General features: G+C 61.5%; 12 protein-coding genes. 2 read left to right on the forward strand and 10 right to left on the reverse strand.

Annotated features, from left to right (window positions below; all coding sequences use genetic code 11):
• Positions 1-260 precede the first annotated feature (260 nt).
• From LK03_RS06630 to LK03_RS06675, 10 genes are all read right to left on the reverse strand, one after another.
• Complete coding sequence (locus tag LK03_RS06630) at positions 261-2,219, reverse strand: DUF4105 domain-containing protein (RefSeq protein ID WP_038411607.1); 1,959 nt, start codon at positions 2,217-2,219, stop codon at positions 261-263.
• A complete protein-coding gene (locus LK03_RS06635; RefSeq protein WP_028695782.1) occupies positions 2,216-2,536 on the reverse strand; it encodes a DUF2388 domain-containing protein in 321 nt (106 codons plus the stop codon). Before LK03_RS06635 ends, LK03_RS06630 begins: the two co-directional genes overlap by 4 nt.
• A gap of 38 nt (positions 2,537-2,574) precedes the next feature.
• Positions 2,575-2,865 carry a DUF2388 domain-containing protein gene (locus LK03_RS06640; protein WP_038411609.1) on the reverse strand — a complete coding sequence of 97 codons (291 nt, stop codon included), beginning with the start codon at positions 2,863-2,865 and terminating at the stop codon, positions 2,575-2,577.
• Between the two features lie 78 nt (positions 2,866-2,943).
• On the reverse strand, positions 2,944-3,261 hold the full coding sequence (locus LK03_RS06645; protein ID WP_028695780.1) for a DUF2388 domain-containing protein: 318 nt from the start codon (positions 3,259-3,261) through the stop codon (positions 2,944-2,946).
• A 294-nt stretch (positions 3,262-3,555) separates the two neighbouring features.
• Entirely contained in the window at positions 3,556-3,708 is a 153-nt protein-coding gene (locus LK03_RS06650) for a DUF1127 domain-containing protein (RefSeq protein WP_425414201.1), read from the reverse strand.
• Positions 3,709-4,125: 417 nt separating this feature from the next.
• Positions 4,126-5,619, reverse strand: coding sequence for an acetyl-CoA hydrolase/transferase family protein (locus LK03_RS06655; RefSeq protein ID WP_038411610.1), 1,494 nt, complete (start codon positions 5,617-5,619; stop codon positions 4,126-4,128).
• A gap of 179 nt (positions 5,620-5,798) precedes the next feature.
• A complete protein-coding gene (locus LK03_RS06660) occupies positions 5,799-7,235 on the reverse strand; it encodes an NAD(P)(+) transhydrogenase (Re/Si-specific) subunit beta (protein ID WP_038411611.1) in 1,437 nt (478 codons plus the stop codon).
• A 2-nt stretch (positions 7,236-7,237) separates the two neighbouring features.
• On the reverse strand, positions 7,238-7,552 hold the full coding sequence (locus LK03_RS06665; RefSeq protein ID WP_028695776.1) for an NAD(P) transhydrogenase subunit alpha: 315 nt from the start codon (positions 7,550-7,552) through the stop codon (positions 7,238-7,240).
• Positions 7,553-7,563: 11 nt separating this feature from the next.
• Entirely contained in the window at positions 7,564-8,685 is a 1,122-nt protein-coding gene (locus LK03_RS06670) for a Re/Si-specific NAD(P)(+) transhydrogenase subunit alpha (RefSeq protein WP_038411612.1), read from the reverse strand.
• Between the two features lie 404 nt (positions 8,686-9,089).
• Positions 9,090-10,007 carry a LysR family transcriptional regulator gene (locus tag LK03_RS06675; protein ID WP_038411613.1) on the reverse strand — a complete coding sequence of 306 codons (918 nt, stop codon included), beginning with the start codon at positions 10,005-10,007 and terminating at the stop codon, positions 9,090-9,092.
• A 160-nt stretch (positions 10,008-10,167) separates the two neighbouring features.
• Between LK03_RS06675 and LK03_RS06680 the strand changes: the two genes are divergently transcribed.
• Positions 10,168-11,349 (forward strand): acyl-CoA dehydrogenase, encoded by a 1,182-nt coding sequence (locus tag LK03_RS06680; RefSeq protein ID WP_038411614.1) that lies wholly within the window; start codon positions 10,168-10,170, stop codon positions 11,347-11,349.
• Between the two features lie 14 nt (positions 11,350-11,363).
• The gene (locus LK03_RS06685) at positions 11,364-12,584 is read left to right on the forward strand and encodes a CaiB/BaiF CoA transferase family protein (RefSeq protein ID WP_038411615.1); all 1,221 of its coding nucleotides are present in this window, start codon (positions 11,364-11,366) and stop codon (positions 12,582-12,584) included.
• Positions 12,585-13,039: the final 455 nt, after the last annotated feature.

Here is a 13,039-nt window from a genome sequence, read left to right on the forward strand (position 1 = left end):
AAAAAAAGGTGCGGCGTGTCGCGTCAGCGCTTGAGCGGCTGGACGGGAGCGGGCTGGAGTAACGGAAGAACGAGAAGGGCACGGAAAGGCATTGCAGTCACCATTTGTTGTTGTTGGATGGTCCAGGCCCGAATCGAGTCGGGTCGCTGGCGCGCCGGTCTGCTGCCGGCAATGGTGACATCCTAAGTGGGCAAGCTTTCAGCCAGCTTTCGACTGCGGCCCGCCGCGCACGGCTAGCGCTCGCGGCGGTCGCAGGCCGCTCACGGCAACTGCAAACCGCCTGCTGCCTTGTGCAGGGCCCGCAAATGCTCGCCAATTTGCCGGGTGTTGGCCTCCACGGCAGCGATTTCCTTGGCCCGGCTCGGGTCGAGCAGGGCGCGCACTTCCTGATCGAGGTTGGTACTCAGGCGCAGCAGTTGCGCCTGGCGCTCGCCAGCGGTGTGCTCCAGGTATTGGCGTTCATCGGCTTGCGGGATGCCATAACCCTGGGTGCCGAGCAGCTCCGCCGGGCGGCTGAGGAACCCGCTGTTGGCCAACATCTGTTGCAGGGTTTCGTTGGCTTTGTCGACCGTGCCGTCCTTCAATGCGCTGGCGTTCAGGTAGCGCTGCTTGACCTCATCCTGAGCCAGCAGCAACTGCCGGCGCAGGCTGGCCTGCTCCAACAGCAGCAGCGCGGCACTGGTGCGCAGGTCAGCTTTGGGGAACCAGGCGCGGCGTTGTTCGGCATCCTGGGCCAGCCAGTCCTCGACGTTCTTCTGGGGCACCGGCAGCTGCTTGCGCAGCACCTCGAACATGGCCTGGAAACGGTCGCGGTAGGAATCGAAGCGGTAGCCCAGGCGCAGTGCCTCGCGTGGGTCGTCGAGCACGCTGGTGTCGGCCAGGCCGCGGCCCTTGAGCACTTCCAGCAGGCCATTGGGCATGATGCTGTCGAGGTCGTTGAGGCGCGGATTGCCGGTGCCGCTGCGCAGCAGCTTGAGCGATTCGACCGCACAGTTGTTGGACAGGAAGTAATAGTTGCCGTCGTAGCTCCAGTGCATCTCGGCGGCCTGGCGCACCAGGTTCTCCACCTCGCTGCGGCTGAACCTGAGCGGAATCGAGGCCAGGCTGCGCAGTTCGGTCTTGGTGTATTCGTCGATCACCTGGCCCAGCGGCAGCACGAACAGGCGTGACGGATACGCGCCGACCAGGCCATCCCAGCTCGACAACTGCACATCATTGACGAAGGCGCGGTACGACAGCACCAGGTGCTGATCGAGGTCCAGGCGGCAGTCCGGGCCGCGCGGGCGGCCGGGGGCGCAGATCACCAGGCGCAGCATGCTGTGGCCCCAGCGGCTGACCCAGTTCTGGTTGGCTTCAGCCAGCAGGTAGTCGACCTCATACACCCGCTCGGGGTCGATCTCGCCCAGCGGCTGGCGGGCAAAGTCGTTGCCGGCATTGATGAACGGCAGGCCTTTGGCGCAGGCATCCTGGCGCGGCGCCCAGGCGAAATGATCCTTGAGGTACTGATTCAACGCCGGCCGGCGGCAGCCGTAGCTGGGGTCGAGGAGAAAGTACTCCATGTTCACCGCGACGAATTCCTTGGGGCTGCTCAGCTCGTAGCCATCCGGGCTGCGCACGCCTTGGCCGTTGTGCTGCTCACGCTCACCGCGTCGGCCGACGTACTGCTGCCAGCCGGCCAGGTCGAGCAGGCGTGGGTCATCGCTGAGGGTGAAGCGGCGCTCGGTCTGGCCGCGACAGGCTTCTGGCAGACCGATCTTGCCCAGGCTGCCCAGTTGCCGCTTGCAGCGGTTGAGCAGCGGTCGATCGGCGGCCGACCACAGTCGGGCGCGGTCGTAGATATGTGTCAGTTCATGCAGGACGGTGGCGAGCAGTTCCTCACGCACCGTGCCGTGGGGGCGGCCGGTCTGCTGGGTGGCGGCGCTGCCATCGACCAGCCTCGGCAGCAGGCGGCGATTGAGTTCGAGGGTATCGACCAGCGACGCCTGCCCATAAGCATCTGCGCGCATGCTGGCGCTCCAGCTGACCTTGACACGACGGTCCAACTGTTCGACGAAGCGCGGCGGCAGTTTGCCCATCGCTTCGTCGAGCAGCGTTTGTGTCGTGTGTCGCTCTGCACGGTCGAGGTCATTGGCTTGCAGCTCGAGGCGCAAGTCGGCCAATGCGGGCGTGCCCAGTAACGTCAGTGCGCAACCGAGAAGCCAGGCACGCACCGTCTTCACAGCGCCAGAATGGCTTCGGCCAGCACTTGGTCGCTGGCGCCACGCGCTTCTGGCAGGCGCTCGCGCAGGGTGGTGAAGGCGGCTTCGAGCTGCGCGCCACGAATGTCGCCATCGCTGGCCACGAAGCTTGCGGCATCGTCATGGGCTTCGCGCACCACTTTCGAGTCGCGGATCGAGGTAGTGGTGTCGGAGGTGAAGTCGATCGAGCGGCCAAAGGCGCGGACGATGATGTTGCTGGTGGCCACCAGCGTTTGTGCCTGGGCCAGGTCGGCCAGCAGGAACAGGCCCAGGGTGGCGGCAATCAGCGGTTTACGCATGGAGCATCTCCAGAAGAAGCGGGGGAATCAGGGATGGATCATTGGACGAGAATTGCCTGCGCCAGTTCAAGGTCATCGGCAGATTGTGCAGGGTGCGCCTGGCGCAGTGCCATTAGCGCCGCCTGCAGCCGTGCGCCGCGAATCCGACCCCCGCTGGCGACGAACGCAGCCGCGTCGTCGCGGGCGTCGATGATCAGTTTGCGATCGAACGGAGCGGTGGTCAGTTGAGTGGTGCCGTAGCTGCCGATGACCACACCCTGGGTGCTGGTATCGAAGCCATGGGCAGCCGTGGCGGCAAGCAGCAGTGACAGCGGGAGCAGATAACGCATGGGCTTTCTAGGTTTCAGCAGAGTCAGGGCCCGAAGGGCGATTCGTGCGCTGACCTTGGCCAGCGCGACGTCACCCGGTCAGAGCGCGAGGATGGCCTGGGCCAGTTGCGTATCGCTGGCCTGCAACTGCGGTGCTTGCTGGCGAATGTAGCTGAAGGCGCTTTCCAGTTTCGCGCCGCGAATCTCGCCCTGGCTGCCGACGAAGCTGGCAGCATCGTCACGGGCTGCCTGAACGATCTTGTTGTCGCGCAGGGACGAGGAGGCGTCGGAAGTGGCATTGGTGGAGGCGGCGATACCATCGACCACTGCGTCTGTGGTGACGATGAAGCTCGAGGCGCTGGCGGTGCCTGCCAGGCTCAACAACAGAGCCGCAGCGAACAGGGGTTTACGTGACATGGTGAGAACTCCTGAAGAGGGTCAAGTGGTGATCTGCTTATCGGACGCTCGCAGTGCGCGGTACGTTACGTAGGACAAAGGTTTCTATCAAACCCTCTGCGTCCTTGCACTGTACTTGGTTATTTCCGGATGTAAGCAGGTGACTGACTGTACCAGTCGATGATTGGCAAAGTAAAAACTGTATTGGTTTCCGCCCAAGGCGCTCTACGGCGGGGCGTTGGAAACAAAAAACCCGTCGCAGTTCCCTGCGACGGGTTTTCAGAATTCACTACCGGCTGGGCCGGCAGAGCGGGCTTAGCGCCAGAACGGCTTGCCCAGCTCTTCGTAGCGTTGCGACTCGCTGATACCAGCGTCGGCGAGAAGGCGGCTGTCGAGGCGCGCCAGCTGACGACGGCTGGACAGGCGACGTTGCCACAGCATCAGGGTAGACAGTGCGCGCAGCGGCATCGAGGCCTGGGCGGCGGAGTTGTTTTCGAAAGCCAGATCGGAACTGAGTGTACGTTCCATGAGATTCATCCTTCCGCTTATGGCGGCATTAGATAGTGATTTAACTGGTGCCCATCTTCCTCCAGTTGTGTCCATCACAATAGATACAGTTCATCTGTATTGCAGTGGCTCAGTGAACTGTGAATCGTAGCTGTTGCACCCTTTATTGGCGCAGCTGTACCGGTCTGCACCGATTGGGTGCATTTACTAGGATTTTTAGTCGTTGGACGAGTTCAGAAGCGTGGATAACCAGTACAGTTGTACAGTTCCCTTCAATATGCACGGAAATCTGAAGTGCGCAGCGCTTGAATGAACTCAAAAAAAGCCCGCGCCAGTGGCCAAAGGCTCTAGCGCGGGCTTTTACAGTTTGAGAAATCCTCAGACCGCCAGCATACGGCCGCCTTCTTCGAGGTTCTCGTGCCAGCTCAGCGCCTCGCGCAGAATATGGGGTGTGTGCCCGCCACGTTCGCAGGCGCGCGTGAAGTAGTCGTTGAGGGCGGCGCGGTAGTCTGGGTGAACACAGTTGTCGATGATCGCGCGGGCACGTTCGCGCGGTGCCAGGCCGCGCAAGTCGGCAAGGCCTTGTTCGGTCACCAGGATGTCGACATCGTGCTCGGTATGATCGACGTGGCTGACCATCGGCACCACGCTGGAAATCGCGCCTCCCTTGGCAATCGACTTGGTCACGAACACCGCCAGGTGAGCGTTGCGGGCGAAATCACCCGAGCCGCCGATACCGTTCATCATGCGCGTGCCGCACACATGGGTGGAATTGACGTTGCCGTAGAGGTCGAATTCCAGCGCCGTGTTGATGCCGATGATCCCCAGGCGACGTACCACCTCGGGGTGGTTGGAGATTTCCTGGGGGCGCAGTACCAGTTTGTCCTTGTAGCGCTCCAGGTTGCCGAAGACGTCGGCGTTGCGCCGGCTCGACAAGGTGATCGAACTGCCCGAGGCGAAACTCAGCTTGCCGGCGTCGATCAGATCGAAGGTCGAGTCCTGCAACACTTCCGAGTACATGGTCAGGTCTTCGAATGGCGAGTCGATCAGCCCGCACATCACCGCGTTGGCGATGCTGCCAATGCCGGCCTGCAGCGGGCCGAGCTTGTTGGTCATGCGTCCGGCCTGCACTTCTTTCTTGAAGAAGGCGATGAGGTGATCGGCGATGCCCTGGGTTTCACTGTCTGGCGGCAGTACGGTCGACGGTGAATCAGGCTGCTCGCTGATGACGATGCCGACGATCTTCGCAGGATCGATCGGAATCGCCGTGCTACCGATGCGGTCGTCGACCTTCACCAGCGGAATCGGCGTACGCGTGGGCCGGTAGGTGGGAATGTAGATGTCGTGCAAGCCTTCCAGGTTTGGGTTGTGCGACAGGTTGATCTCGACGATCACGCGCTTGGCGAAAATCGCGAAGCTGGCCGAATTGCCCACCGAAGTGGTCGGCACGATATGGCCCTGCTCGGTGATCGCCACCGCTTCGATGACCGCAACGTCCGGAAGAGTCAGCTGCTTGTTGCGCAACTGCTCGACGGTTTCCGACAGGTGCTGGTCGATGAACATCACCTTGCCGTCGTTGATGGCCTTGCGCAGCGTGCTGTCCACCTGGAACGGCATGCGACGGGCCAGCACACCGGCTTCGGTGAGCTGCTTGTCGAGGTCGTTGCCCAGGCTGGCGCCGGTCATCAGGCTGATCTTCAGCGGCGTCTGGCGGGCGCGCTCGGCCAGCGCGTGGGGAACGGCCTTGGCTTCACCGGCGCGGGTGAAACCGCTCATGCCGACGGTCATGCCGTCTTCAATCAGGCCAGCGGCGTCTGCTGCACTCATTACCTTGCTGTGCAGGGAGGACAAGCGAATACGATCACGGTACATGGAGTGTTATCTCGGGCTACTCAAGCTAGATGCGCAGTCTAGTGCCTTCGCCCGGCGCCGTCCCCCGACCAAGGTCTATGAAACGTGGGGTCACGCGCACCTTTCATCGGGGCCATGATCGACGAAGCCCCGGCAGGGGCCAGGGCTTCGTCGATCATGCGGCTTCTATATAGAGAAGGCTATTCCACCGCCTTGACCATGTCTTCGATCACCTTCTTGGCATCGCCGAACACCATCATGGTCTTGTCCAGGTAGAACAGCTCGTTGTCCAGGCCGGCGTAACCGCTGGCCATCGAGCGCTTGTTGACGATGATGGTCTTGGCTTTGTACGCCTCCAGAATCGGCATGCCGGCGATGGGCGATTTGGGGTCGGTCTTCGCCGAGGGGTTGACGACATCGTTGGCGCCCAGCACCAGCACCACATCGGCCTGGCCGAATTCGGCGTTGATGTCGTCCATCTCGAACACCTGGTCGTAAGGCACCTCGGCCTCGGCGAGCAGCACGTTCATGTGCCCCGGCATGCGCCCTGCGACCGGGTGAATGGCGTACTTGACCGTGACACCGTTGTGCACCAGCTTCTCGGTCAGTTCCTTCAGGGCGTGCTGCGCGCGGGCCACCGCCAGGCCATAGCCGGGCACGATGATCACGCTGTCGGCGTTGCTGAGCAGGAAGGTGGCGTCGTCGGCCGAGCCGGATTTGACCGGACGCTGCTCGCTGGAGCCCGTCGCCGGCCCGGCATCGGCAGCGCCACCGAAGCCGCCGAGGATGACGTTGAAGAACGAGCGGTTCATCGCCTTGCACATGATGTACGAGAGAATCGCGCCGCTCGAACCCACCAGCGAGCCGGCGATGATCAGCATCGAGTTGTTCAGCGAGAAGCCGATGCCCGCCGCTGCCCAGCCCGAGTAGCTGTTGAGCATCGACACCACCACCGGCATGTCGGCACCGCCAATCGGGATGATGATCAGCACGCCCATGATGAAGGCCAGGGCCAGCATCAGGGTAAAGGCACTGTAGTGGCCGGTGAAGGTGAAGATCAGGCCCAGGGCGATGGTCGCAAGGCCCAGGATCAGGTTGAGCTTGTGCTGTCCGGCGAACTGTACTGGTGCGCCCTGGAACAGGCGGAACTTGTACTTGCCCGACAGCTTGCCGAAGGCGATCACCGAGCCGGAGAAGGTAATGGCGCCAATGGCCGCGCCGAGGAACAACTCCAGGCGGTTACCGGTGGGGATCGGATCGCTGATATGCAACACGATGCCCATCGACTGCGGTTCCAACACCGCGGCGATGGCGATGAAGACCGCGGCCAGGCCGATCATGCTGTGCATGAAGGCGACCAGTTCCGGCATCTTGGTCATTTCCACGCGCTTGGCCATGATCGAGCCGGCGCTACCGCCGACCAGCAAGCCGACGATGACGTATCCGATGCCTGCGGTAGCCAGTTCGGCGCCCAGCTTGTAGATCAAACCAACAGTGGTGAGGATGGCGATGGCCATGCCCAGCATACCGAAGAAGTTGCCGCGGCGTGAAGTGGTCGGGTGCGACAGGCCCTTGAGGGCCTGGATGAAGCAGATCGAAGCGACCAGATACAGAAGCGTGACGAGGTTCATGCTCATGATTACTTCTGCCCCTCGGTTTTGACTTTCTTCTTGAACATTTCCAGCATCCGCCGGGTAACCAGGAAGCCACCGAACACGTTGACCGCTGCCAGTGCCACGGCCAAGGTGCCCATGATCTTGCCCGCTGGGGTCACGGTCAGGGCTGCGGCGAGCATGGCGCCGACGATGACGATTGCCGAGATGGCGTTGGTCACGGCCATCAGCGGGGTGTGCAGCGCCGGAGTGACGTTCCACACCACGTGGTAGCCGACATAGATCGCCAGCACGAAGATGATCAGGTTGTAGATGCCGTGGGAAATCAGCATGTCTTCCATTGCTTTGCTCCTTAGCCGTTCTTGCGGACGACTTGCCCGTCGCGGCACATCAGGCAGGCCGCGACGATGTCGTCTTCGAGGTTGATCACCAGCGCGCCGTCCTTGTCGAACAGCAGCTTCATGAAGTCCAGCAGGTTGCGGGCATACAACGCCGAAGCATCCGCGGCAACCTGGGCAGGCAGGTTGGTCGGGCCGACGATGGTCACCCCGTTGGCATTGATCACCTCATCAGCCACAGTCAGCGGGCAGTTGCCGCCCTGGGCCGCAGCGAGGTCGATCACCACCGAGCCGGGTTTCATCTGCGCCACGGTTTCTGCGCTGAGCAGGGTCGGTGCCTTGCGCCCCGGAATCAGCGCAGTGGTGATGACGATATCGGCCTGCTTGGCGCGCTCGTGCACCGCCTGCGCCTGGCGCTGCATCCAGCTGGCGGGCATCGGCCGGGCATAGCCGCCAACACCCTGGGCGCAGTCGCGTTCTTCATCGGTTTCGTAGGGAACATCGAGGAACTTGGCCCCCAATGATTCGATTTGCTCCTTTACCGCAGGGCGTACATCGGACGCCTCGATCACTGCGCCCAGACGCTTGGCTGTGGCGATGGCCTGCAGACCTGCCACGCCAGCGCCGAGAATCAGCACGCGGGCGGCCTTGACCGTGCCTGCGGCGGTCATCAGCATCGGCATGAAGCGCGGGTAGTGGTGAGCGGCGAGCATCACAGCTTTGTAGCCGGCGATGTTGGCCTGCGACGACAGCACGTCCAGGCTTTGCGCGCGCGAGGTGCGCGGCGCCGCTTCGAGGGCGAACGCGGTGATGCCGTGCTCGGCCATCTTGCCGATCAGCTCGCTGTTGAAGGGGTTGAGCATGCCTACCAACAAGGTGCCGCGGTTGATCAGCGCCAGTTCCTGGTCGCTTGGCGCGACCACTTTGAGCACCAACTGCGCACCGAAGGCATCAGCGGCAGTCCCCAGTGAAGCGCCAATGGCTTCGTAGGCACTGTCCTGAATGCTGGCGTTGAGCCCGGCACCGCGTTGAACGGTCACCTGATGCCCTTGGGCTATCAGCTTTTTGAGGGTTTCCGGCGTGGCGGCGACGCGCGTCTCACCCGGCTGCGTCTCGAGAGGAACACCAATATGCACGACCTATCTCCTGCGGCGACCTTGAATCTTGTAAGAAACCAGCCCACTTCGAGTGGTGTGGCTGGGGCGTCCATAACCTTGAGCCCGCGCATTCCGGGGCGGGCGAGGCATTGTGCAGAGCGCTCGGAAGCGCAGCAATCGATTTTGAAGTGATACGATCTAAAAGCTACAAGTCAGACCGTGACTATCTGTCACATTCGTCCTGATCCAAGCCATCTGCCTCGCGGGCTTGGCTAAAGATGCTGAAAATTTCCATATAGCCAGAAATTTCAGCGGATAACGGCTCTTTTTCCAATATTTATCGCAATGCGTCCTTCTGGCATGGGTTTGACGAGCGCCATTACAGATTGCTTATAAGCGACATAAGCTTATATCTGTAGGTTTTTCATTTCCCTACTACCCAGTTACGGCGCAGCGACCTCTCGGCTGCAGGCCACGTACTCTCTGGCATTGACGATTAACCAGTCTTTGAAAGCGCGCAGTGATGCCGACTCGATCTTGCGTTCGGGAATGGCTAGATAGTAGGCCTTGTCGCTGCTCAGGACATGTCTGTGAGCGACTACCAAACGACCTTCCTGCAACTCTCGCTGGATCAGGAACGCCGGTATCAGGGCCACCCCCATTTGGTGAATGGCGGCTTGGGCCAGCATCGAGAACAACTCATAGCGCGGGCCGGCCATGTCTTTGCTGACGCTCATGCCGCACGAGTCGAACCACTGACGCCAGGCGTAGGGCCGAGTGGTCTGTTGCAACAGGGGCAGCTCGGCGATTTCCTCGGCAGGCAGGGTGCTGCGGCCCTTGAGCAATGCCGGACTGCAGACCGGTAGCGGGTTTTCCCGCATCAGCCGGTGGCAGTGCGTGCCTGACCAGTCGCCATCGCCGAAATAGATGGCAGCATCGAACGGGGTATCGGCAAACAGGAAAGGTCGTGTGCGGTTGGTCAGGTTGACCGTGATGTCCGGGTGTTGCTGCTGGAAGCCTTTCAGGCGTGGCAGCAACCACTGCGTGCCGAAGGTGGGTACGACCGCCAGCTCGACCACGTTGGCCCCCTGCTGGCCCATGACCGACAAGGTATCGCGTTCGACCGCATCGAGCTGTGCCGCCACCTGGCGGCTGTAGGACAGTCCGGCTTCACTGAGCTTCACGCCACGTTGCGAGCGGCGGAACAGTTCGACATTGAGGAAGGCTTCGAGCCCTGCGATCTGTCGACATACCGCACCCTGAGTGAGGGACAGTTCCTGGGCTGCCTTGGTAAAGCTTTCATGGCGCGCGGCCGCTTCGAAACAGATCAGCGCAGTGGTGCTGGGGATGGTGCGGCGCATGTACGTGGTCCTCACTTCGGATGCCGATGTAGTGGCAGAGTTTGCCTTTCTGGAGTGAGAAAGTGTCACTCAAGCGTGCGTAATCCTCGTTTGTCCGCGCGCAGATTCCGGCCTAGGATCAGTTACACACACACTTTCGTCTGACCGCTCGAGGAATCCCATGGCCGGTAAAGCGCAGTTCAACTGGATCGACCCCCTGCTGCTCGACCAGCAGCTCTCGGAAGAAGAACGCATGGTGCGTGACAGCGCTTTCCAGTTCGCCCAGGACAAGCTGGCGCCGCGGGTCATCGAGGCGTTTCGGCATGAGAAGACCGATGTGGCGATCTTCCGTGAGATGGGAGAAATCGGTTTGCTCGGGGCAACCATCCCCGAAGCCTACGGCGGCAGCGGTCTGAACTACGTCTGCTATGGCCTGATCGCCCGCGAGGTCGAGCGTATCGATTCGGGCTACCGCTCGATGATGAGCGTGCAGTCCTCCCTGGTGATGGTGCCGATCAACGAGTTCGGCACCGAAGCGCAAAAGCAGAAGTACTTGCCCAGGTTGGCCAGCGGTGAGTGGATCGGCTGCTTCGGCCTGACCGAGCCCAATCATGGCTCCGACCCCGGTGCGATGATCACCCGGGCGCGCAAGGTCGAGGGCGGTTACCGCCTGAGCGGCGCGAAGATGTGGATCACCAACAGCCCGATTGCCGATGTGTTCGTGGTCTGGGCCAAGGACGATGCTGGCGACATTCGCGGCTTCATTCTGGAAAAAGGCTGGGAGGGTCTGAGCGCTCCTGCCATCCACGGCAAGGTGGGTCTGCGCGCCTCGATCACCGGCGAGATCGTCATGGACAACGTCTTCGTTCCCGACGACAACCTCTTCCCTGAGGTGCGCGGCCTGAAAGGGCCGTTCACCTGCCTCAACTCAGCCCGCTATGGCATCTCTTGGGGTGCCCTGGGCGCCGCCGAAGCGTGCTGGCACACCGCACGGCAATACACCCTGGACCGCCAGCAGTTCGGCCGTCCGTTGGCAGCCAATCAACTGATCCAGAAAAAGCTGGCCGACATGCAGACCGAAATCACCCTCGCCTTGCAAGGCTGCCTGCGCTTGGGTCGGATGAAAGATGAGGGCACTGCTGCGGTCGAAATCACCTCACTGATGAAGCGCAATTCCTGCGGCAAGGCGCTGGACATCGCCCGGCTGGCCCGCGACATGCTGGGCGGTAACGGCATTTCCGATGAGTTTGGCGTGGCCCGTCATCTGGTCAACCTCGAGGTGGTGAACACCTATGAAGGCACCCATGACATTCATGCGCTGATCCTCGGGCGCGCGCAGACCGGCATCCAGGCGTTCTATTAATAGAGGGGAAGGTCATGGGCGCGTTGTCACATGTGCGAGTACTGGACCTCTCGCGGGTATTGGCCGGGCCATGGTCCGGGCAGATCCTGGCGGACCTCGGTGCCGACGTCATCAAGGTCGAGCGCCCGGGCAAGGGCGACGATACGCGTTCATGGGGCCCGCCATTTCTTGCCGATGGGCAGGGCCGCAGCACCGGAGAGGCGGCCTACTACCTGGCGGCCAATCGCAACAAGCGCTCGCTGACCATTGACTTCACTTTGCCACGGGGCCAGCAACTGATCCGCGAGCTGGCGGCCCGTTCCGACATTGTCATCGAGAACTTCAAGGTGGGTGGGCTGGCCGCCTATGGCCTGGACTACGAGCGCCTGAAGGCGGTGAATCCCCGACTCATCTATTGCTCGATCACAGGCTTTGGGCAAACCGGCCCATACGCGCGTCGGGCTGGTTACGATTTCATGATCCAGGGCCTTGGCGGGTTGATGAGTCTGACTGGGCGTGCGGCCGGTGAGGACGGAGCGGGCCCGGTAAAAGTGGGCGTGGCGCTGACCGACATCCTTACCGGCCTGTATGCCACCACCGCGATCCTCGCTGCACTGGCGCATCGCGAGCAGACCGGTGCCGGTCAGCATATCGATATGGCACTGCTCGATGTCCAGGTAGCGTGCCTGGCCAACCAGGCAATGAACTACCTGACCACCGGAAACCCGCCGCAACGGCTCGGCAATGCCCATCCGAATATCGTGCCGTATCAGGATTTTCCGACAGCTGATGGCGACTTCATCCTCACCGTCGGTAACGACAGCCAGTTCCGCAAGTTCGCTGAAGTGGCGGGCCATCCTGAGTGGGCCGATGACGACCGCTTTGCCAGCAATGCGATGCGGGTGGCTAATCGTGGTGTGTTGATCCCGTTGATTCGCCAGGCGACGGTGTTCAGGACTACTGCGCAGTGGGTCGAGACCTTGGAGAAGGCCGGGGTGCCGTGTGGCCCGATCAATGATTTGAGCCAAGTGTTCGCTGACCCGCAGGTGCTGGCCCGGGGTCTGGCGTTGAGCATGCCCCATGCACTGGCGGGTGAAGTGCCGCAGGTGGCGAGCCCGATACGGCTATCTGAGACGCCTGTGGAGTACCGGATGGCGCCGCCGCAGTTGGGTGAGCACACGGCGCAGGTACTGGGCCAGGTGCTTGGTCTGGAGGATGCCGACCTGCAGCAGTTGAAGGCTGCGGGGGTGATCTGATCGTAGTGCGTCTATAGAGAAGATGCGTTCAGGCGCTGAAACTCGTCTATTTGAAATAAGTGCTTGACCCCTCTCGGAATCTCTTTATACTGCGCACCACTTCCGGGGCAAACGGAACGGAAAACTCCTTGAGTTTCAACGAGTTAGATGTTCTGGCAGTGCTGGAGGTGCTTCGGTCTGCTGATCGGCAGCGGTGAAAAAGGTGGTTGACAGCGGTGTTTAACGCTGTATGATTCGCCTCCCGCTACGAGTGATCGCAGCGAGCCAAGTGTTTGAAGTTGAACGAGATTCTCGCAAAATACTTCGAAATAAACGCTTGACAGACTTAGAGGAAAGCGTAGAATGCGCGCCTCGGTTGAGACGAAAGGCTCTTAACCAAACGCTCTTTAACAAATTGAATCAAGCAATTCGTGTGGGTGCTTGTGAGTACGGACTGATCGTCGCATAGATTATCA

Source organism: Pseudomonas cremoricolorata, from assembly GCF_000759535.1.
GTDB classification, from domain to species: domain Bacteria; phylum Pseudomonadota; class Gammaproteobacteria; order Pseudomonadales; family Pseudomonadaceae; genus Aquipseudomonas; species Aquipseudomonas cremoricolorata_A.